22 protein-coding genes are annotated in these 20,259 nt (G+C 60.4%); 21 read left to right on the forward strand and 1 reads right to left on the reverse strand.

The window, feature by feature from the left end; genetic code table 11:
- From fliM to flhB, 7 genes are all read left to right on the forward strand, one after another.
- The coding region (gene fliM / locus ACIQY3_RS06645) for a flagellar motor switch protein FliM (RefSeq protein ID WP_403018083.1) at window positions 1-695 on the forward strand (695 nt) is incomplete at its 5' end.
- 64 nt (window positions 696-759) lie between these two features.
- On the forward strand, window positions 760-1,218 hold the full coding sequence (gene fliN / locus ACIQY3_RS06650; RefSeq protein WP_403018084.1) for a flagellar motor switch protein FliN: 459 nt from the start codon (window positions 760-762) through the stop codon (window positions 1,216-1,218).
- On the forward strand, window positions 1,219-1,665 hold the full coding sequence (gene fliO / locus ACIQY3_RS06655) for a flagellar biosynthetic protein FliO (RefSeq protein WP_403018085.1): 447 nt from the start codon (window positions 1,219-1,221) through the stop codon (window positions 1,663-1,665).
- Window positions 1,665-2,423, forward strand: coding sequence for a flagellar type III secretion system pore protein FliP (gene fliP, locus ACIQY3_RS06660; protein ID WP_213941450.1), 759 nt, complete (start codon window positions 1,665-1,667; stop codon window positions 2,421-2,423). The genes fliO and fliP overlap by 1 nt, the downstream gene beginning before the upstream one ends.
- Entirely contained in the window at window positions 2,420-2,689 is a 270-nt protein-coding gene (fliQ, locus tag ACIQY3_RS06665; protein ID WP_054049350.1) for a flagellar biosynthesis protein FliQ, read from the forward strand. The genes fliP and fliQ overlap by 4 nt, the downstream gene beginning before the upstream one ends.
- 3 nt (window positions 2,690-2,692) lie before the next feature.
- Entirely contained in the window at window positions 2,693-3,475 is a 783-nt protein-coding gene (gene fliR / locus ACIQY3_RS06670) for a flagellar biosynthetic protein FliR (RefSeq protein WP_403018086.1), read from the forward strand.
- Window positions 3,476-3,478: 3 nt separating this feature from the next.
- Window positions 3,479-4,618: a flagellar biosynthesis protein FlhB gene (gene flhB / locus ACIQY3_RS06675; RefSeq protein WP_403018087.1), complete on the forward strand. Its 1,140-nt coding sequence runs from the start codon at window positions 3,479-3,481 to the stop codon at window positions 4,616-4,618.
- A 140-nt stretch (window positions 4,619-4,758) separates the two neighbouring features.
- Here flhB and ACIQY3_RS06680 read toward each other — a convergent pair whose 3' ends face one another.
- Complete coding sequence (locus ACIQY3_RS06680; protein WP_403018088.1) at window positions 4,759-5,088, reverse strand: DUF6124 family protein; 330 nt, start codon at window positions 5,086-5,088, stop codon at window positions 4,759-4,761.
- A 677-nt stretch (window positions 5,089-5,765) separates the two neighbouring features.
- Between ACIQY3_RS06680 and flhA the strand changes: the two genes are divergently transcribed.
- The 14 genes from flhA to ACIQY3_RS06750 all read left to right on the forward strand — a co-directional run bounded on the left by flhA (window position 5,766) and on the right by ACIQY3_RS06750 (window position 20,198).
- Window positions 5,766-7,895, forward strand: coding sequence for a flagellar biosynthesis protein FlhA (flhA, locus tag ACIQY3_RS06685; protein ID WP_163909074.1), 2,130 nt, complete (start codon window positions 5,766-5,768; stop codon window positions 7,893-7,895).
- Window positions 7,896-7,906: 11 nt separating this feature from the next.
- On the forward strand, window positions 7,907-9,241 hold the full coding sequence (gene flhF / locus ACIQY3_RS06690; protein WP_403018089.1) for a flagellar biosynthesis protein FlhF: 1,335 nt from the start codon (window positions 7,907-7,909) through the stop codon (window positions 9,239-9,241).
- Window positions 9,242-9,357: 116 nt separating this feature from the next.
- Entirely contained in the window at window positions 9,358-10,188 is an 831-nt protein-coding gene (gene fleN / locus ACIQY3_RS06695; RefSeq protein WP_003222917.1) for a flagellar synthesis regulator FleN, read from the forward strand.
- Complete coding sequence (gene fliA, locus ACIQY3_RS06700) at window positions 10,185-10,925, forward strand: RNA polymerase sigma factor FliA (protein WP_007894214.1); 741 nt, start codon at window positions 10,185-10,187, stop codon at window positions 10,923-10,925. The genes fleN and fliA overlap by 4 nt, the downstream gene beginning before the upstream one ends.
- A gap of 168 nt (window positions 10,926-11,093) precedes the next feature.
- The gene (locus tag ACIQY3_RS06705; protein WP_003183998.1) at window positions 11,094-11,465 is read left to right on the forward strand and encodes a chemotaxis response regulator CheY; all 372 of its coding nucleotides are present in this window, start codon (window positions 11,094-11,096) and stop codon (window positions 11,463-11,465) included.
- 22 nt (window positions 11,466-11,487) lie between these two features.
- Window positions 11,488-12,276, forward strand: coding sequence for a protein phosphatase CheZ (locus tag ACIQY3_RS06710; protein WP_403018090.1), 789 nt, complete (start codon window positions 11,488-11,490; stop codon window positions 12,274-12,276).
- Window positions 12,277-12,329: 53 nt separating this feature from the next.
- On the forward strand, window positions 12,330-14,573 hold the full coding sequence (locus ACIQY3_RS06715) for a chemotaxis protein CheA (RefSeq protein ID WP_403018091.1): 2,244 nt from the start codon (window positions 12,330-12,332) through the stop codon (window positions 14,571-14,573).
- Window positions 14,574-14,622: 49 nt separating this feature from the next.
- Complete coding sequence (locus tag ACIQY3_RS06720; protein ID WP_403018092.1) at window positions 14,623-15,750, forward strand: chemotaxis response regulator protein-glutamate methylesterase; 1,128 nt, start codon at window positions 14,623-14,625, stop codon at window positions 15,748-15,750.
- Window positions 15,750-16,490 (forward strand): flagellar motor protein, encoded by a 741-nt coding sequence (locus ACIQY3_RS06725; RefSeq protein ID WP_403018093.1) that lies wholly within the window; start codon window positions 15,750-15,752, stop codon window positions 16,488-16,490. Before ACIQY3_RS06720 ends, ACIQY3_RS06725 begins: the two co-directional genes overlap by 1 nt.
- Window positions 16,491-16,505: 15 nt before the next feature.
- Entirely contained in the window at window positions 16,506-17,396 is an 891-nt protein-coding gene (gene motD / locus ACIQY3_RS06730) for a flagellar motor protein MotD (protein ID WP_403018094.1), read from the forward strand.
- 43 nt (window positions 17,397-17,439) lie between these two features.
- Window positions 17,440-18,228, forward strand: a complete 789-nt coding sequence (locus ACIQY3_RS06735; protein WP_054049373.1) for a ParA family protein — start codon at window positions 17,440-17,442, stop codon at window positions 18,226-18,228.
- Window positions 18,229-18,343: 115 nt separating this feature from the next.
- Window positions 18,344-19,231, forward strand: a complete 888-nt coding sequence (locus ACIQY3_RS06740) for a CheW domain-containing protein (RefSeq protein ID WP_403018095.1) — start codon at window positions 18,344-18,346, stop codon at window positions 19,229-19,231.
- An 88-nt stretch (window positions 19,232-19,319) separates the two neighbouring features.
- Entirely contained in the window at window positions 19,320-19,805 is a 486-nt protein-coding gene (locus tag ACIQY3_RS06745) for a chemotaxis protein CheW (protein ID WP_008155806.1), read from the forward strand.
- On the forward strand, window positions 19,806-20,198 hold the full coding sequence (locus ACIQY3_RS06750; RefSeq protein ID WP_403018096.1) for a DUF2802 domain-containing protein: 393 nt from the start codon (window positions 19,806-19,808) through the stop codon (window positions 20,196-20,198).
- Window positions 20,199-20,259: the final 61 nt, after the last annotated feature.

The following is a 20,259-nucleotide window of genomic DNA, read 5'->3' on the forward strand; positions in this document are numbered from 1 at the left end:
ACGTGCACTCGCTGTACGTGCCGACCAGCCTCAACCTGGTCAAGATCAAGCCGTTGCGCGGCACCGCGCTGTTCATCCTCGACGCCAAACTGGTGTTCAAACTGGTGGACAACTTCTTCGGCGGCGATGGCCGTCACGCGAAGATCGAAGGGCGTGAATTCACCCCGACCGAACTGCGGGTGGTGCGCATGGTGCTGGAGCAGGCCTTCATCGATTTGAAGGAAGCCTGGCAGGCGATCATGGAAGTCAACTTCGAGTACATCAACTCGGAAGTGAACCCGGCCATGGCCAACATCGTCGGCCCGAGCGAAGCGATTGTGGTGTCCACGTTCCACATCGAACTCGATGGCGGTGGCGGCGACCTGCACGTGACCATGCCGTACTCGATGATCGAGCCGGTACGCGAAATGCTCGATGCCGGCTTCCAGTCGGACCTCGATGACCAGGACGAGCGCTGGGTCAACGCCTTGCGCCAGGACGTGCTGGACGTGGACGTGCCGATCGGTGCCACCGTGGCCCGTCGCCAGTTGCGCCTGCGGGACATCCTGCACATGCAGCCGGGGGACATCATCCCGGTCGAGATGCCGGACGAAATGATCATGCGCGCCAACGGCGTGCCTGCGTTCAAGGTCAAGATGGGCTCGCACAAAGGCAACCTCGCGTTGCAGGTGATCGAGCCGATCGAGCGCCGCTGACCGGCGCTCCAACCCCTATTTGCCACATGACTGCTTCTGATTGAAGAGTTACCGAGGACACACGATGAACGACGATATGAACGCCCAGGACGACCAGGCACTGGCTGATGAATGGGCTGCCGCGCTGGAAGAAACCGGTGATGCCGGCCAGGACGATATCGATGCCCTGTTGGCCGCCGACACCGGTGGCTCGGCCTCCAACCGTCTGCCGATGGAAGAATTCGGCAGTGTGCCGAAGAACCACGAGCCGGTGACTCTGGATGGCCCGAACCTGGATGTGATCCTCGACATCCCGGTGTCGATTTCCATGGAAGTGGGCAGCACCGACATCAACATCCGTAACCTGCTGCAACTCAACCAGGGTTCGGTGATCGAACTCGATCGTCTGGCCGGCGAGCCGCTGGACGTGCTGGTCAACGGCACCCTCATCGCCCACGGCGAAGTGGTTGTGGTCAACGAGAAGTTCGGCATCCGCCTGACCGACGTGATCAGCCCAAGCGAACGTATCAAGAAGCTGCGCTAAGTGAACAAGGTTCTGGGGTTTGTGTTGGCGTTACCGCTCAGTGCACTGGCGGCCGAACCGGTGGCCACTGCGACGGCCGCCGCCGCGCCGGTCGCCAGCAGCGGCATGGCAGGGCAATTGACGCAATTGGTCTTCGGCCTGCTGCTGGTGCTGGGGTTGATCTTCTTCCTCGCCTGGCTGTTGCGCCGGGTGCAGCAGGCCGGACCCGCCGGCAAGGGCCAGGTGATCGAGATCATCGGTTCCCGCGCCTTGGGCCCCCGCGACCGGTTGATGCTGGTGCAAGTCGGCAACGAGCAGATTCTGCTCGGCCTCAGCCCCGGCACCATCACCGCGTTGCATGTGCTCAAGGAACCGGTGCAGGTGCCAGGCATGACGGAAAAATCGACCCCGGAATTTGCCCAGCGCCTGATGGAACTGCTGGGCAAGGATCAGAAGGATAAGAAGTAATGGGTGCGCTCCGCATCGTCTTGACCCTGGCCCTGATGCTGGCGGCGCCGCTGGCGTTCGCCGCCGATCCGCTGTCGATCCCGGCCATCACCCTGGGCACCAATGCGCAGGGTGCGCAGGAATACTCGGTCAGCCTGCAAATCCTGCTGATCATGACCGCGCTGAGCTTTATTCCGGCGTTCGTCATGCTGATGACCAGTTTCACCCGGATCATCATCGTGTTCTCGATCCTGCGTCAGGCCCTGGGCTTGCAGCAGACGCCGTCGAACCAGATCCTCACCGGCATGGCGCTGTTCCTGACCCTGTTCATCATGGCGCCGGTGTTCGACCGGGTGAACAACGATGCCTTGCAGCCCTACCTGGCGGAAAAAATGACCGCCCAGGATGCCGTGCTCAAGGCGCAAGTGCCGATCAAGGACTTCATGCTCGCCCAGACCCGCACCAGCGATCTTGAGCTGTTCATGCGCCTGTCCAAGCGCACGGACATTGCCACGCCGGATCAGGCGCCGTTGACCATCCTGGTGCCGGCGTTCGTGACCTCGGAGCTTAAAACCGCGTTCCAGATCGGCTTCATGATCTTCATTCCGTTCCTGATCATCGACCTGGTCGTGGCCAGTGTGCTGATGGCCATGGGGATGATGATGCTGTCGCCGCTGATCATTTCCCTGCCGTTCAAGATCATGCTGTTCGTGCTCGTCGATGGCTGGGCGCTGATCATCGGTACGTTGGCCAGCAGTTTCGGAGGTGTTTCGCCATGACGCCAGAAGTCGCCGTAGACATCTTCCGGGATGCGCTGTGGTTGACCACCATGATGGTCGCGGTGCTGGTGATTCCGAGCCTGCTCGTGGGTCTGTTGGTGGCGATGTTCCAGGCTGCCACCCAGATCAACGAACAGACCTTGAGCTTCCTGCCGCGCCTGTTGGTGATGCTGGTGACGCTGATCGTCGCCGGCCCGTGGCTGGTGCAGACCTTCATGGAATACATCCAGCGGTTGTACGGCAGTATTCCCATGGTCATCGGCTAAGCCATGTCGCTGCTGCAACTGACCGATACCCAGATCAGCACCTGGGTGGCGACGTTCATGTTGCCGCTGTTTCGCGTCGGCACGTTGCTGATGGTCATGCCGATCTTCGGCACGACCCTGGTGCCCCGGCGTGTGCGGGCGTATCTGGCGTTGGCGATCACAGTCGTCATTACGCCGGCGCTACCGCCGATGCCGCCGGTCAATCCGCTGGACCTCAGCGGGCTGCTGCTGATTGGTGAGCAGATCATGATCGGCGCGGTGCTGGGCTTCTCCTTGCAGTTGTTTTTCCAGGCGTTCGTGGTGGCCGGGCAGATTGTCGCGATCCAGATGGGCATGGGCTTCGCGTCCATGGTCGACCCTACCAACGGCGTGTCGGTGGCGGTGATCGGGCAGTTCTTCACCATGCTGGTGACACTGATGTTCCTGGGGATGAACGGCCACCTGGTGGTCTTCGAAGTGCTCACCGAAAGTTTCACCACGCTGCCGGTCGGCAGTGGCTTCATGGTCAATCATTTCTGGGAGCTGGCGGGCAAGCTCGGTTGGGTCCTGGGTGCCGCGTTGGTGCTGGTGTTGCCGGCGATCACCGCGTTGCTGGTGGTCAACATCGCGTTTGGCGTGATGACCCGGGCGGCGCCGCAACTGAACATCTTTTCCATCGGTTTTCCGCTGACCCTGGTGCTCGGGATGTTCATTCTCTGGGTCAGCCTCGGCGACATCATCAATCAGTATCAACCCATGGCCGTCGAGGCCTTGCAGTTTTTACGCGAACTGGCACAGGCGCGCTGAGTCATGGCTGAGAGCGAAAGCGGTCAAGACAAAACAGAAGACCCCACGGACAAGCGCAAGAAAGACTCCCGTGAAAAAGGTGAGGTGGCGCGCTCCAAGGAACTCAACACCCTGGCGATCATGTTGGTCGGCGCCAGCGCCCTGCTGATTTTCGGCGGCGCCCTGGCCCAGGACATGATGGAGTTGATGCGCATCAACTTCTCGCTGCCACGGGAAGTGATCATGGACGAGAAATCCATGACCAATTACCTGCTGCATTCGGGGCAAATCGGCCTGTGGGCGATTCAGCCGATCATGATCTCGCTGGTGCTGGCGGCGATCATCGGGCCGATCTCCTTGGGTGGCTGGCTGTTTGCGTTCGGCTCCCTGGCGCCGAAGTTCAGCCGGATGAACCCGCTCAGTGGCCTCAAGCGGATGTTTTCCACCAAAGCGTTGGTTGAACTGCTCAAGGCGTTCGCCAAGTTCACCATCGTGCTGTTCGTGGCCCTGGCGGTGTTGTCCTCGGACATCGACGACTTGCAGCGTATTGCCCACGAACCGTTGGAACTGGCGATTATTCACAGCCTGCAAGTGGTGGGTTGGAGCACGTTGTGGATGGCTTGCGGGCTGATCATCATTGCTGCGGTGGATGTGCCGGTGCAGTTGTGGGAAAGCCATAAGAAGCTGCTGATGACCAAGCAGGAAGTGCGCGACGAGCACAAGGACCAGGAAGGGCGACCGGAGGTCAAGCAGCGGATTCGACAGCTGCAACGCGAGATGTCCCAGCGCCGGATGATGGCGGCGATTCCGGATGCCGACGTGGTCATCACCAACCCGACGCACTACGCCGTGGCCCTCAAGTACGACCCGGAGAAGGGCGGGGCGCCGATGCTGCTCGCCAAGGGCAGCGACTTCCTCGCCTTGAAAATCCGTGAAATCGCCGTGGCCAACGAAGTGCTGCTGCTCGAATCGCCAGCCCTGGCGCGTTCGATCTACTACTCCACCGAACTCGACCAGGAAATCCCTGGTGGCCTGTACCTGGCCGTTGCCCAGGTGTTGGCCTACGTCTACCAGATCCGCCAGCACCGCGCCGGCAAGGGCAAACGCCCGGATCCGCTCAAGGACGACCTGCCGATCCCGCCGGATCTGCGCCGCGATTCCTGATAAACCCCAACAATCGTTCATGCCACAAAACCTGTGGGAGCGGGCTTGCTCGCGAAAGCGGTATTTCAGTCAACATCTTGGTCGACTGAGATGGCCTCTTCGCGAGCAAGCCCGCTCCCACAGGGGGAGCGCGTTATTCGCTAGTCCTGCGGATCGAGATTATCCAGTGCTTGGTTCACCGCCAACTCACCCAGCATGATGTTTTGTGCAATCCCCAGCATCGTGCTGCGCTGCGAGCCTTTCAGCACGTCCGCGAAATCGCAGGCCATGACGTTGGCCGAGGCCAGTGACTCACTGGCGTGGGCCAGCAGGTTTTCAGTTTTGCTGTCGGGGGCGACCATGAACAGGGTGCTGGGTTTTCGCGCGGTGGCGTTCAGGCGGGCGGAGAGGGTGATGTATTCGTCGAGGGCGCGGTCGGCGGCTTTTTGGAGGTTTTCGGTTTCTGGTGGGTTGGGTGTTGGTTTGAACATAGGGAAGCTCCTAGCCCATAAAAAGGGAGCCATCACCCTCGCTACCAGACGAAGGGTGGCGGCCACACGCAGGTTGGTAGACCGGGACTAGAGCGGCTCGCCCGAAGGCGCCTGCGCATGACCACCATAAAACCGAGGCGAAACGTCTCAGCAAAGAAATGGTGCTTTGCGACTAGATATCCGGGCTACCAACCCGATCACTGTTTTTCAGCGACCCGGAAACGATAAAACCCGACCCTCAAGCGCACAAGCCGGCGGATTCTGGCGCACGCGTAGTCCGTGACGCAAGAATGTGTAGGGCGAGTAAGTGTCTGGAGATGTCGCTTAAACATCGCTGTTTAAAAGCAAAGATTGCAGCCTTCGGCAGCTCCTATAGGCGCCTCCGCTATTGCGGTGTAAACCCAATCCGTAGGAGCTGCCGAAGGCTGCGATCTTTTGATCTTCCAGGCCCGCACCAACCTCTGTTTAAGATCGTTCCCACGCTCTGCGTGGGAATGCCTCTTCGGACGCTCTGCGTTCGGCTTTTGATGGGGCGCAGAGCGTCCCGGGCTGCATTCTCACGCAGAGCGTGGGAACGATCATTCCAAGCCCGGCAAAAGTTGGAAGGCTTCTTGCAGTAGCCGCTCTGCGCCTGCTTCAGGCGTCAAAAGTTTGCTTTAAAGGAACGGGGAAAACCGGTGGATCGCTCTCAGTTAATCAACAGTGCTCGCACAAACGTCGCCGACTTGAGTCGGGGCAATCTGGGTGTGCCGCTGTTGCTGCTGGTCATGCTGGCCATGATGATGTTGCCGGTGCCGCCGTTCCTGCTGGACGTGTTCTTCACGTTCAACATCGCCTTGTCCATCGTCGTGCTGCTGGTCTGCGTCTACGCCTTGCGGCCGTTGGATTTCGCCGTGTTCCCGACCATTCTGCTGGTGGCGACGCTGATGCGCCTGGCGCTCAACGTGGCGTCCACGCGGGTGGTAATGCTCCACGGGCAGGAAGGCCACGCCGCCGCCGGTAAGGTGATCCAGGCCTTCGGTGAGGTGGTGATCGGCGGTAACTACGTGGTCGGTATCGTGGTCTTCGCGATTTTGATGATCATCAACTTTGTCGTGGTGACCAAGGGTGCCGGGCGGATTTCCGAGGTGAGCGCGCGTTTCACCCTCGATGCGATGCCCGGCAAACAGATGGCCATCGACGCCGACTTGAACGCCGGCCTGATCGATCAGAACCAGGCCAAATTGCGCCGCATGGAAGTCGCCCAGGAAGCCGAGTTCTACGGTTCCATGGACGGTGCCAGTAAATTCGTGCGCGGTGACGCCATCGCCGGCCTGTTGATTCTGTTCATCAACCTGATCGGCGGCATGGCGGTCGGTATCTTCCAGCACGGCATGACCTTCGGCGATGCCGGTCGGGTTTACGCGTTGCTGACCATCGGTGACGGTTTGGTGGCGCAATTGCCATCACTGTTGTTATCTACAGCAGCGGCGATCATGGTGACCCGTGCTTCCGGCTCGGAAGACATGGGCAAGCAGATCGGTCGCCAGATGTTCGCCTCGCCCAAAGCGTTGGCGGTGGCGGCAGGTTTGATGGCGGTGATGGGCCTGGTGCCCGGCATGCCGCACTTCTCCTTTCTCAGCATGGCGGCCCTGGCGGCCGGCGGTGCGTACCTGTTCTGGAAGAAGCAGAGCGTGGTCAAGGTCCAGGCCCTGCAGGAGGTCAAGCGTCAACAAGAGCTGCTGCCATCCCCGGCCCGCGCCCAGGAAACCAAGGAACTTGGCTGGGATGACGTGACCCCGATCGACATGATCGGCCTGGAAGTGGGCTATCGCCTGATCCCGCTGGTGGACCGCAACCAGGGTGGTCAGTTGCTGGCGCGGATCAAGGGCGTGCGCAAGAAGCTGTCCCAGGACCTGGGCTTCTTGATGCCGACTGTGCACATTCGTGACAACCTCGACCTGGCGCCGAGCGCTTATCGCCTGACCCTGATGGGCGTGATCCTGGCCGAGGCCGAGATTTACCCGGATCGCGAGCTGGCGATCAACCCCGGGCAGGTCTACGGCACGCTGAACGGCATTACCGCCAAAGATCCGGCTTTTGGCCTGGAGGCGGTCTGGATCGAAATCAGCCAGCGCGCCCAGGCGCAGTCCCTCGGCTACACCGTGGTGGATGCCAGTACGGTGGTGGCGACCCACTTGAACCAGATTCTGTACAAGCACTCCAGTGAGCTGATTGGCCACGAAGAAGTGCAGCAACTCATGCAATTGCTGGCCAAAAGCTCGCCGAAACTGGCTGAAGAGCTGGTACCGGGGGTTGTGTCGCTGTCGCAATTGCTCAAGGTCTTGCAGGCGTTGCTCGCCGAACAAGTGCCGGTGCGCGACATTCGCAGCATCGCCGAGGCCATCGCCAACAACGCCAGCAAGAGTCAAGATACTGCCGCGCTGGTGGCCGCAGTGCGCGTCGGCGTAAGCCGCGCAATCGTCCAAAGCATTGTAGGGACTGAGTCGGAGCTGCCAGTTATCACCTTGGAGCCAAGGTTGGAACAAATATTGCTCAATAGTCTTCAGAAGGCAGGACAAGGCTCGGAAGAGGGCGTTCTGCTGGAGCCAAGCATGGCAGAGAAGCTGCAACGCTCGTTGATCGATGCGGCACAGCGTCAAGAGATGCAAGGTCAACCGGTGATTCTGCTGGTAGCCGGTCCGGTTCGCGCGATGCTGTCGCGCTTCGGCAGGCTGGCAGTCCCGGGTTTGCACGTGTTGGCGTATCAGGAAATCCCTGACAACAAGCAAGTGACCATCGTTGCGACAGTAGGGCCCAACGGCTGAGGTAGTGGTTTATGCAAGTTAAGCGTTTTTTCGCCGCCGATATGCGTCAGGCCATGAAACTGGTTCGTGATGAGCTGGGCGCTGACGCGGCCATTATTGGCAACCGCCGGATCGCCGGCGGTGTGGAGCTGACGGCTGCCCTGGATTACAAACTGTCGGCGCTGGCCCCGCGCGTTCCGAACATGGAACTCGAGGATGAGCTGCGCAAGACCCAGTCGCGCATCGTCACCGCCCAGGCCGAACTGAGCCTGCGCGGCGAAGGCGAAACCAGCGGCGACAAGACCACCAATCGCCAGTTGTTCGCCGGCCTGCCGTTGACCGCCGCCGAGCCACTGATCGAACCGACGTATTCCGAACCTCGTCGTGCAGCGCCGGCCCCTGCGCCAGCCGCCGGCGGTGTTGACCCGCGGGCTTTCGACTCGATGCGTTTCGAGCTCAACAGCCTGCGCGAACTGATGGAAGTGCAACTCGGCTCCCTGGCCTGGAATCAGCTGCAAGGCAGCCGTCCGGCCCAGGCCAACCTGTGGCGTCGCCTGCAACGCATCGGCTTGTCCGGCCCGTTGTCCCGCGACCTGCTGGCGCTGATTACCGATATTGAAGAACCTCGCCAGGCCTGGCGCATGTTGCTGGCGCACCTGGCGCGGATGATCGCCACACCGGAAGTCGAGCCACTGGAAGAGGGCGGCGTGATTGCCATGGTCGGCCCTGCCGGCATGGGCAAGACCACCACCCTGGCCAAGCTCGCCGCCCGTTACGTGCTCAAGTACGGCGCGCAAAGCATTGCGCTGGTGAGCATGGACAGCTACCGCATCGGCGCCCAGGAACAACTCAAGACGTTGGGCCGCATTCTTAATGTGTCGGTGACCCACGTCGATCCGGGCCAGTCTCTGGTTCAGGCGTTGGATCCGTTGCTGCGCAAACGCGTGATTCTGATCGATACCGCCGGCCTGCAAGCCAGCGATCCGGCACTGCGCATGCAGCTCGAAAGCCTGGCCGGTCGCGGGATTCGTTCAAAAAATTATCTGGTCCTGGCAACCACCAGCCAGAAACAGGTTCTAACCGCTGCTTATCACAGCTACAAGCGGTGTGGGCTGGCTGGCTGCATCCTGACTAAACTGGATGAAACGGCGAGCCTGGGCGAGGTGTTGAGCCTGGCCATCAGTCATGAATTGCCGGTGGCTTACCTCACCGATGGCCCACGGATTCCAGATGATTTGCATCTGCCGCGGCGTCACCAGTTGGTCAGTCGCGCGGTCAGCGTGCAAATGCAGGAAGAACCCAGCGAAGAAGCCATGGCTGACATGTTCGCTGATATTTACCACAGCCCGACCAAGCAGGTTGGCTGAGGTACTAATGAACAGTTTTTGTACCTACATCGATGGTCTGCCATGCATTGTTCAGTTAATGAACGCGCAGCCAGTAATGTGGCCTCCGTCTATGCAAGACAAGGTAAAGAAATAACATGGGCAGCATGCATCCCGTACAGGTGATCGCGGTGACCGGCGGCAAAGGTGGCGTCGGGAAGACTAACGTGTCAGTGAACTTGTCCCTGGCTCTAGCAGAGCTTGGCCGGCGCGTCATGCTGCTGGACGCCGATCTGGGTCTGGCGAACGTCGACGTTCTGCTGGGACTGACGCCCAAACGGACCCTGGCCGACGTGATCGAAGGCCGCTGCGAGCTGCGCGACGTTCTGTTGCAGGGCCCGGGCGGTATCCGCATCGTGCCGGCCGCGTCCGGCACCCAGAGCATGGTTCATCTGAGCCCGGCCCAACACGCCGGCCTGATCCAGGCTTTCAGCGATATCGGCGACAACCTCGACGTATTGGTGATCGACACTGCTGCGGGTATTGGTGACTCGGTAGTCAGTTTTGTCCGCGCTGCCCAGGAAGTGTTGCTGGTGGTGTGTGACGAGCCGACCTCGATTACCGACGCCTACGCCCTGATCAAGTTGCTGAACCGCGATTACGGCATGAACCGCTTCCGCGTCCTGGCCAACATGGCCCAGAGCCCGCAAGAAGGTCGCAACCTGTTCGCCAAGTTGACCAAGGTCACGGACCGCTTCCTCGACGTCGCCCTACAATACGTTGGTGCCGTGCCTTACGACGAAAGCGTGCGCAAGGCCGTGCAGAAGCAACGTGCTGTCTACGAAGCCTTCCCGCGCTCCAAGTGCGCCCTGGCTTTCAAGGCGATTGCCCAGAAGGTCGACACCTGGCCGCTGCCGGCCAACCCGCGCGGGCATCTGGAATTTTTCGTTGAGCGTCTCGTGCAACAGACCGCAGGACCCGTCCTATGACAGCCAGTGGCTACAACCTCTACAAGAAATCGGCCCGTGATGCGCAATACGAGCTGATCGAGCGTTATGCGCCACTGGTTAAACGCATTGCTTACCACTTGCTGGCGCGTTTGCCGGCCAGTGTCCAGGTGGAAGACCTGATCCAGGCCGGGATGATTGGCCTGCTTGAAGTGTCGACCAAATATGACGCCAGCAAAGGCGCGAGTTTCGAAACGTACGCGGGCATTCGAATCCGTGGCGCGATGCTCGATGAAGTACGCAAGGGGGACTGGGCTCCACGTTCGGTCCACCGCAATACCCGTATGGTCAGCGACGCAATTCGCTCGATTGAAGCTAAAACCGGCCGTGACGCTAAAGATCACGAAGTTGCGGCCGAACTCCAATTGAGTCTCGACGATTATTACGGGATTTTGAACGATACCTTGGGCAGCCGCCTGTTCAGTTTCGACGACCTGTTGCAGGACGGCGAACACGAAGGGCTGCACGAGGATGGCGCCAGTGCTCATCTGGAGCCGTCACGCGATCTGGAAGATGAACGTTTCCAGGCTGCATTGGCGGACGCGATTGCCAATTTGCCGGAGCGTGAGCGACTGGTGTTGGCGCTGTACTACGACGAAGAGCTGAACCTCAAGGAAATCGGTGAGGTCCTGGGTGTCAGCGAATCCCGTGTCAGCCAGTTACACAGCCAGTGCGCGGCCCGCTTGCGGGGGCGTTTGGGGGAGTGGCGAGCGCGCTGAAGGCAGTGTGGGGACACTGCGAACGAGGCTGGTGTGGTGTTGAACTGCAGCGGTCTCGATCTGTTGTGCTCCAGACAGTCATTTGAGTGCTTTGCCGGATTGATTGAAATGGCGCGTCCAGGTGCTGGACGCGTTTAAGACTGCTTGGAGGTCGAATTGGACAAGAACATGAAAATCCTCATCGTTGATGACTTCTCAACGATGCGGCGGATCATTAAAAACCTGTTGCGTGACCTTGGGTTCACCAACACGGTCGAGGCTGACGATGGCACCACTGCCATTCCGGTTCTCAACAGCGGCAGCATCGACTTTCTGGTAACAGACTGGAACATGCCTGGCATGACGGGCATCGACCTGCTGCGCCACGTGCGCGCCGATGAAAAACTCAAGCACTTGCCAGTGCTGATGGTGACCGCTGAAGCCAAGCGCGAACAGATCATCGAAGCGGCCCAGGCCGGTGTTAACGGCTATGTGGTCAAACCCTTCACGGCCCAGGCGTTGAAAGAAAAAATCGAAAAGATTTTCGAACGCATCGGTTGAGCAACTGCGCCACGGGGGAGCTATGGAGCATAACGAATCTTCACAGGGCGATTTTGAATCGACCCTGAAAAAACATGCGGTCGAACTGGTCGAAAGCCTCGAAAAAGGCAGGTTCGGCGACGCTGTGCAACTGATCCATGAGCTCAACCAGACCCGTGACCGCGGCCTGTACCAGGAAGTGGGCAAGCTCACTCGCGAGCTGCATAGCGCGATCGTCAATTTCCAGATTGACCCGAACATGCCGCAAGCCGAGGAAGTCTCGCAGATCACGGATGCCACCGAGCGTCTGGGGTATGTGGTCAAGCTGACCGAGGCCGCTGCCAACCGCACCATGGACCTGGTGGAAAACGCCACGCCGCTGGTCAATGGCCTGAGCCAGGAAGCCCAGGCGTTGAGCACCGACTGGGGACGCTTCATGCGTCGCGAAGTCGGGGCTGAAGAGTTCCGTGAGCTGGCCCGGCGAGTCGACGGTTTCCTGACACGCAGTAGCGAAGACAATCGCACGGTGTCGAGCAACCTCAACGACATTCTGCTGGCCCAGGATTACCAGGACCTCACCGGTCAAGTGATCAAGCGCGTGACCCAATTGGTCACCGAAGTTGAAAGCAACCTGCTCAAGCTCGTGCTCATGGCCAGCCAGGTAGACCGCTTTGCGGGTATCGAACATGACCGTGAAGCGATGCTGGCTGAAAAAGATCCGCAAAAACATCTCTCTCAGGGTGAAGGTCCGCAGATTCATGCCGATAAAAGAGAAGACGTTGTGTCCGGTCAGGACGATGTGGACGATTTGTTATCCAGCCTAGGATTTTAGAGTTTTAGGATTTTAGGTTTTTTAGGTTTTTAGACCTTGGGAGCACCCCCTTAATGAGCTTCGGCGCCGATGAAGAGATCCTTCAGGATTTCCTGGTTGAGGCCGGCGAGATTCTAGAGCAACTGTCCGAACAGCTGGTCGAGCTGGAAAGCCGACCGGATGATGCGGACTTGCTCAATGCAATTTTTCGCGGTTTTCACACTGTAAAAGGGGGCGCCGGCTTCCTCCAGCTCAATGAGCTGGTGGAGTGCTGTCACATCGCCGAGAACGTGTTCGACATCCTGCGCAAGGGTGAACGACGCGTCGACTCGGAACTGATGGACGTGGTACTCGAAGCGCTGGATGCGGTGAACGGCATGTTCACCGAAGTCCGCGAACGCAGCCCGATCACGGCTGCCACTCCAGAATTGCTTGCGGCACTGGCCCGTCTGGCCGAGCCGCAAACCGCCGACGAAGCAGCCCCGGTTGCCGAAGCGGTGGAAGAACCGGCCGCGGAAAGCGAGTCGGGGGACATTACCGATAACGAATTCGAACAACTGCTGGACTCGCTGAACGCCGTCAAGGCTCAGGCCGAAGCTCCAGCCGCTGCGCCAGCCCCGAGCAGCAATGCCGCGGCCAGCGACGAAATCACCGACGCCGAGTTCGAGTCGTTGCTCGATCAGCTGCACGGCAAAGGCCAGTTCGCGGTCGATGCGGTGGCAGCGCCTGCTGCACCGGCGGCCCCGAAAGCGGCCGGCGACAGCTCGGACATCACCGACGACGAATTCGAAGCCCTGCTGGATCAACTGCACGGCAAGGGCAACTTCGCCGTGGACGCGCTGGAATCGGCCATTGCTTCGGCACCGGTCCCGGCTGCGCCTACCGCTAAAGCGGCTGGCGGTGATCTGATCTCCGATCACGAGTTCGAATCGCTGCTCGACGAATTGCACGGCAAAGGCAAGTTCACCGAAGTTGGCACCGGCACTGTGGTTACAGCGCCTGCCGCCAAGGCACCTGCTGCTGCGCCGAAACCGGTGGCCAAAGCGCCCGAGCCTAAAGCGGAAGCGCCGAAACCGGCCGCCGCGGCTGCACCGGCACCTGCTCGCGCCGCGCCTTCTGCGCCGCCAGCGGAAAAACCGGCCAGTGAAGCCGAGACCACCGTGCGGGTTGATACCGCGCGTCTCGACGAAATCATGAACATGGTCGGCGAACTGGTACTGGTGCGTAACCGCTTGGTCCGTCTGGGCCTCAACAGCGGCGACGAAGCCATGTCCAAGGCTGTGTCGAACCTCGACGTGGTCACGGCCGACCTGCAAACCGCGGTCATGAAGACCCGGATGCAACCGATCAAGAAAGTCTTCGGGCGCTTCCCGCGCCTGGTTCGCGACCTGGCTCGCCAGCTCAAGAAAGAGATCAACCTGGAACTGGTCGGCGAAGAAACCGACCTCGACAAGAACCTCGTCGAGGCCCTGGCCGACCCGCTGGTCCACTTGGTGCGCAACTCGGTCGACCACGGTATCGAAGAGCCGAGCGAGCGCGAAGCGATGGGCAAGCCTCGCAGCGGCAAGGTGATTCTGTCTGCCGAACAGGAAGGCGACCACATCCTGCTGTCCATCTCTGATGACGGCAAGGGCATGGATGCCGATGTTCTGCGCGGTATCGCGGTCAAGAAAGGTTTGATGGATAAGGATGCGGCGGACCGTCTCAGCGAGTCGGACTGCTTCAACCTGATCTTCGCACCGGGTTTCTCGACCAAAACCGAGATCTCCGATGTGTCGGGTCGTGGCGTGGGCATGGACGTGGTGAAAACCAAAATCGCCCAGCTCAACGGCACCATCAATATCTACTCGACCAAGGGCAAAGGCTCGAAGATCGTCATCAAGGTGCCATTGACCCTGGCGATCATGCCGACATTGATGGTCATGCTTGGCAACCAGGCGTTTGCGTTCCCGCTGGTGAACGTCAACGAGATCTTCCACCTCGACCTGTCGCGCACCAACGTGGTGGACGGCCAGGAAGTGGTGATCGTGCGGGACAAGGCACTGCCCTTGTTCTACCTCAAACGCTGGCTGGTCAGCTCCGCCGCTCACGAAGAGCAGCGCGAGGGCCATGTGGTGATCCTTTCGGTGGGCACCCAGCGGATCGGCTTTGTCGTCGATCAACTGGTGGGCCAGGAAGAAGTGGTCATCAAGCCATTGGGCAAAATGCTTCAGGGAACCCCGGGCATGTCCGGCGCCACCATCACCGGTGACGGCCGCATTGCGCTGATTCTCGATGTCCCGAGCATGCTCAAGCGTTACGCCGCACGGCGTATTTGATTCTGCCGCAGCGGGGCGACAACGCCCCGCTGCGTCTAACGGAGTGTTTATGGTAGTCAAAGTCCTGGTGGTGGACGATTCGGGGTTTTTCCGCCGCCGCGTCTCGGAAATTCTTTCAGCGGATCCGAACATCCAGGTTGTCGGTACGGCAACCAACGGAAAAGAGGCGATTGATCAGGCGCTGGCCCTCAAGCCAGACGTGATCACCATGGACTACGAGATGCCGATGATGGATGGCATCACGGCAGTGCGGCACATCATGCAGCGCTGTCCGACTCCGGTGTTGATGTTCTCCTCGCTCACGCACGAAGGCGCCCGGGTCACCCTGGATGCGCTGGACGCCGGTGCGGTGGACTTCCTGCCGAAGAATTTCGAAGACATCTCCCGCAACCCGGAGAAGGTCAAGCAACTGCTGTGCGAGAAGATCCTGAGCATTTCGCGCAGTAACCGTCGCGCCAATACCTACAGCGCCCCGGCCCCGGTGGCCGCGCCTGCACCGACGCCTTCGAGCGCCAGCAGCTACGGCAGCAGCGCGCCTGCGCGTCCGGCACCGGCGCCACTGCCGACTCGTGCGCCAGTCTCTGCTGGCCCGTCGTCACCGGCACCGAAACGCAAAGCCTACAAACTGGTCGCCATCGGCACATCCACCGGCGGCCCGGTTGCCCTGCAACGGGTCTTGACCCAATTGCCGGCCAACTTCCCGGCGCCGATTGTGCTGATCCAGCACATGCCGGCGGCCTTCACCAAGGCCTTCGCCGAACGCCTGGACAAGCTGTGCCGCATCAACGTCAAGGAAGCCGAGGATGGCGACATCCTGCGTCCTGGCCTTGCGCTGCTGGCACCGGGTGGCAAGCAAATGATGATCGATGGCCGTGGCGCGGTGAAAATCCTGCCGGGCGACGAGCGTCTGAACTACAAGCCGTGCGTGGACATCACGTTCGGTTCGGCGGCCAAATCCTACGGTGACAAAGTTCTGGCGGTCGTGTTGACCGGCATGGGCGCCGACGGTCGTGAAGGTGCGCGCCTGCTCAAGCAGGGCGGCAGTGCCATCTGGGCCCAGGATGAAGCCAGTTGCGTCATCTACGGCATGCCGATGGCCATCGTCAAAGCGGACCTCGCGGACGCGATTTACAGCCTGGACGACATTGGCAAACACTTGGTTGAGGCCTGTATCTGATGGATGTACTCAGCCTTATCGGGATCATCATGGCGTTCGTCGCCATCATTGGCGGCAACTACCTTGAAGGCGGTCACCTCGGCGCACTGGCCAACGGCCCGGCGGCGTTGATCGTGCTCGGTGGGACCGTCGGTGCGGCGCTGTTGCAATCGCCGATGAGCGCGTTCAAGCGCTCCATGCAGATCCTTGCCTGGATTCTGTTTCCACCCCGTGTGGATCTGGCCGGTGGCATTGATCGCGTCGTCAACTGGAGCCTCACCGCTCGCAAGGAAGGCCTGCTCGGTCTGGAAGGGGTGGCTGACGCCGAACCGGACAACTATTCGCGCAAAGGCCTGCAATTGCTGGTGGACGGCGCCGAGCCGGAAGCGATCCGCAGCATCCTGGAAGTGGATTTCTACACTCAGGAAAGCCGCGACATCGAAGCCGCCAAAGTCTTCGAAAGCATGGGCGGCTATGCGCCGACCATCGGCATCATCGGTGCGGTCATGGGCCTGATCCATGTGATGGGCAACCTGGCCGACCCGACGCAACTGGGCAGCGGCATTGCCGTGGCGTTCGTCGCGACCATCTACGGCGTGGCCAGTGCCAACCTGGTGTTGCTGCCGATCGCTGCCAAGCTCAAGTCCGTTGCATTGCGCCAGTCGCGTTATCGCGAAATGTTGTTGGAAGGGATTCTGTCGATCGCCGAAGGTGAAAACCCTCGCTCTATTGAGTTGAAGCTTCAGGGCTTCATGGATTGATGGGAGACATGGACCATGGCACGTCGTCGTCAACCTGAAGAACATGTAAACCATGAACGTTGGCTGGTTTCCTACGCCGACTTCATCACCTTGCTCTTCGCCTTTTTCGTGGTGATGTACTCGATCTCCTCGATCAACGAAGGCAAGTACAAGGTCATCTCGGAAGCGCTGATCGGCGTGTTCACCGATTCGGACCGGGCCCTCAAGCCGATCCCGATCGGTGAAGAACGGCCGATGACCGTGACCCCGGCCAAGCCGCTGGTCAAGGACGCCGAGCAGGTTGACGCCGGTATCTCCGGTGCGAGCGATCCGTTGAAAAGCATTGCCGACGACATCAGCGCCGCGTTCGGCGACTTGATCAAATCCAACCAGATGACCGTGCGCGGCAACGAGTTGTGGGTCGAGATCGAACTCAATTCCAGCCTGTTGTTCACCAGCGGCGATGCGATGCCCAGCGACATGGCGTTCAACATCATCGACAAGGTCGCGGCGATCCTGAAACCGTTCGACAACCCGATCCACGTCGAAGGCTTTACCGACGATCAACCGATCCGCACTTCGCAATACCCGACCAACTGGGAGCTGTCCTCGGCCCGCTCGGCGAGCATCGTGCGCATGCTGGCGATGCAGGGTGTGAACCCCGGGCGCCTGGCGTCGGTGGGTTACGGTGAGTTCCAGCCGGTGGCGAACAACGCCACCGCCGAAGGCCGGGCGCGTAACCGTCGGGTCGTACTGGTTGTTTCCCGAAATCTCGATGTACGCCGCAGCCTGACGGGCACCGGAACTGCCAATGCAAAACCGGATGCCGCGTTGAAGCGTGCTGGCACACAAACTGCACCGACCCCGGTCAAGTCGCCGGGACGAGAGAGCGCCGTCAATTCTCCGTCACCCGCATTAACACATTGAGCTATTTCTCGGTCGACCCGGTCGACCGGGAGGAACAATCCGAATGAGAGTCTGGGCAGTTGCCAATCAAAAGGGTGGTGTTGGTAAAACCACTTCCTCTATCGCTTTAGCCGGGTTGCTGGCCGAGGCGGGCAAGCGCGTGGTCATGGTGGACCTTGACCCGCACGGCTCGATGACCAGCTATTTCGGCTACGACCCCGACAGCCTGGAACACAGCAGCTACGACCTGTTCCTGCACAAGGGCAGCGTGCCCCAGGGCTTGCCCGGCCAGTTGTTGATGCCCACCAGTCACGAAAACATTTCCCTGCTGCCGTCGAGCACCGCACTGGCGACCCTTGAGCGCCAGTCGCCGGGCCAGAGTGGCCTGGGCCTGGTGATCGCCAAGAGTCTGGCGCAATTGTGGCAAGACTTCGATTACGCGGTGATCGACAGCCCGCCGTTGCTTGGCCTGTTGATGGTCAACGCTCTGGCCGCGAGCCAGCAGTTGGTGATCCCGGTACAGACCGAGCACCTGGCCGTCAAAGGCCTGGAACGCATGGTCAACACCCTGGCGATGATCAACCGTTCGCGCAAACAGGCGCTGCCATTCACTATCGTCCCGACCCTGTTCGACCGCCGCACTCAAGCGTCCCTCGGGACTTTGCGTGTGTTGCGCGACAAGTACCCGGAAGAAATCTGGCAAGGCTACATCCCGGTGGATACTCGCCTGCGCGATGCGAGCCGCGCCGGTGTCACGCCTTCGCAATTCGACGGCAAGAGCCGCGGCGTTCTCGCCTATCGCGCACTGCTCAAGCATCTGCTGACCGCACAACTTGTCCCGGCGGTGGCCTGATGAACCCGATTCCCGCAGGAGCTGCCGCAGGCTGCGATCTTTTGATCTTGCTTTGTGACACCTTCGAATCCGCCAAAAGATCACAGCCTTCGGTAGCTCCTACGGCGGTGTTCGCATGAATCGCCCGGTAAAAACCACTTCGCGTCCGCAACTGGCGCTCCAGTCTTATCTGGACAACCTGTTGATGGAGGCGACTGAAGAGTTGCCGCAGGAAGTCGAAGCGGTGGCGCAAGTCATTGAGGTCGTTGAAGCGGTCGAGGTCGAAGCGGCGCTGGACGAGTTCCAGTTGGCCGTGCTCGAAGAACAGGCCCGTGATGCACGCCCGACGCCTGCCGTTGCGGCTCCTGTCGTTGCGCCGGTCGTTGAGAAAGCACCACTCGCTGTGATCGAGGCCCCGGCACCGATCCTCGCGCCCGTCTCGACCATCGCGCCGCTGTTGCAAGCCTTGGTCCCGCCGGTGGTCGAAGTCCACCTGCCGCCGAGCAACACGCCGCCACCGGTGGAAACCGATGGCCGGCCGTCCTGGGCCGCCGAGCCGTTCGAATGCCTGTTGTTCGACGTCGCCGGGTTGACCCTGGCCGTGCCGCTGGTGTGCCTGGGTTCGATTTATTCCCTGGCTGGCCACGAGCTGACGCCGTTGTTCGGTCAACCGGAATGGTTTCTCGGGATCCTGCCGAGCCAGGCCGGCAACCTGAAAGTGCTGGATACCGCGCGCTGGGTCATGCCGGACCGCTATCGCGATGACTTCCGCCAGGGCCTGCAATACGTTATTTCGGTGCAGGGCTACGAGTGGGGGCTGGCGGTGCATCAGGTCAGCCGCTCGTTGCGCCTGGACCCGAACGAAATCAAATGGAGAAGTCACCGAGGTCAGCGGCCATGGCTCGCCGGCACGGTGATTGAGCACATGTGTGCATTGCTGGACGTTTCCGCGCTGGCCGAGTTGATCGCCAGCGGTGGGGCAAAGCACATGGGCGGCAGCAAGCCGCTACACAAACCGACATAGCTGCCGACATAACAAGTATGCGACGGCGTTGTTGAACGCCGCCAACAGAACACACACCGCCAGAAGCGGTTTTTCGAGGGGTCAGGGTATGAGTAATCAAGCGACGAATGCAAAAGGTTCTGAAGATCCGATCCTGCAATGGGTAACCTTCAAACTGGACAATGAAACCTACGGCATCAACGTGATGCGCGTTCAGGAAGTCCTGCGTTACACCGAAATCGCCCCGGTCCCGGGTGCCCCGAGCTACGTGCTGGGCATCATCAACCTGCGCGGCAACGTGGTCACCGTGATCGACACCCGTCAGCGCTTCGGCCTGATGAACGCCGAGATCAGCGACAACACCCGTATCGTCATCATCGAAGCCGACAAACAAGTCGTCGGGATCATGGTCGACAGCGTCGCCGAAGTGGTTTACCTGCGTCAGTCGGAAATCGAGACCGCGCCGAACGTCGGTAACGAAGAATCCGCCAAGTTTATTCAGGGCGTGTGCAACAAGAACAACGAACTCCTCATCCTGGTCGAGCTGGACAAGATGATGAGCGAAGAAGAATGGTCGGATCTGGAGAACATCTGATTGATTCTTGAGGTTGCTGTCATTGTCCTGTTCCTGTTTTGGGCAGGCACGCTGGCGATGTTCCTGGCGTACATCCGCGGTCAGCGACTGATCGCGGCGCAACAGGCCGAGGGCGATGCGCTGCGCGATCAGCGCATCAAAGACCTGGCCAAGCGCGTCGACAACTACCAGAGCGGCAACGTGCGCATGGGTGAAGACCTGCACGAACTGCGCGCGGTGGTTTCACCGTTGCCGGACAAACTGGCGCAGCTGGAACAGCGCGACCCGTCGAGCCTGTCGTTTGCCCAGGCGGCTCGATTGGTGGGGATGGGCGCTACGGTTGATGAACTGACTCAGTCTTGCGGGTTGACCCAGGCTGAGGCGGAGTTGATGCGTAAGTTGCACAAGAACTGAGATCGTTCCCACGCTCTGCGTGGGAATGCCTCTTGGGACGCTCCGCGTTCCGTTTTCTAAC

It is taken from the genome of Pseudomonas sp. NPDC096950 (assembly GCF_044762525.1).
Lineage (GTDB): Bacteria > Pseudomonadota > Gammaproteobacteria > Pseudomonadales > Pseudomonadaceae > Aquipseudomonas.

Coding starts and splice junctions, on each gene's coding strand:
- motD (WP_403018094.1), top strand. CDS start 16,506: ATGGCACGTCGTCGTCAACCTGAAGAACATGTAAACCATGAACGTTGG.
- ACIQY3_RS06745 (WP_008155806.1), top strand. CDS start 19,320: ATGAGTAATCAAGCGACGAATGCAAAAGGTTCTGAAGATCCGATCCTG.
- ACIQY3_RS06715 (WP_403018091.1), top strand. CDS start 12,330: ATGAGCTTCGGCGCCGATGAAGAGATCCTTCAGGATTTCCTGGTTGAG.
- ACIQY3_RS06725 (WP_403018093.1), top strand. CDS start 15,750: ATGGATGTACTCAGCCTTATCGGGATCATCATGGCGTTCGTCGCCATC.
- ACIQY3_RS06705 (WP_003183998.1), top strand. CDS start 11,094: ATGAAAATCCTCATCGTTGATGACTTCTCAACGATGCGGCGGATCATT.
- ACIQY3_RS06710 (WP_403018090.1), top strand. CDS start 11,488: ATGGAGCATAACGAATCTTCACAGGGCGATTTTGAATCGACCCTGAAA.
- ACIQY3_RS06735 (WP_054049373.1), top strand. CDS start 17,440: ATGAGAGTCTGGGCAGTTGCCAATCAAAAGGGTGGTGTTGGTAAAACC.
- fliA (WP_007894214.1), top strand. CDS start 10,185: ATGACAGCCAGTGGCTACAACCTCTACAAGAAATCGGCCCGTGATGCG.
- flhB (WP_403018087.1), top strand. CDS start 3,479: ATGGCTGAGAGCGAAAGCGGTCAAGACAAAACAGAAGACCCCACGGAC.
- fliP (WP_213941450.1), top strand. CDS start 1,665: ATGGGTGCGCTCCGCATCGTCTTGACCCTGGCCCTGATGCTGGCGGCG.
- ACIQY3_RS06680 (WP_403018088.1), bottom strand. CDS start 5,088: ATGTTCAAACCAACACCCAACCCACCAGAAACCGAAAACCTCCAAAAA.
- fliR (WP_403018086.1), top strand. CDS start 2,693: ATGTCGCTGCTGCAACTGACCGATACCCAGATCAGCACCTGGGTGGCG.
- fliN (WP_403018084.1), top strand. CDS start 760: ATGAACGACGATATGAACGCCCAGGACGACCAGGCACTGGCTGATGAA.
- flhF (WP_403018089.1), top strand. CDS start 7,907: ATGCAAGTTAAGCGTTTTTTCGCCGCCGATATGCGTCAGGCCATGAAA.
- ACIQY3_RS06720 (WP_403018092.1), top strand. CDS start 14,623: ATGGTAGTCAAAGTCCTGGTGGTGGACGATTCGGGGTTTTTCCGCCGC.
- fleN (WP_003222917.1), top strand. CDS start 9,358: ATGGGCAGCATGCATCCCGTACAGGTGATCGCGGTGACCGGCGGCAAA.
- fliQ (WP_054049350.1), top strand. CDS start 2,420: ATGACGCCAGAAGTCGCCGTAGACATCTTCCGGGATGCGCTGTGGTTG.
- ACIQY3_RS06740 (WP_403018095.1), top strand. CDS start 18,344: ATGAATCGCCCGGTAAAAACCACTTCGCGTCCGCAACTGGCGCTCCAG.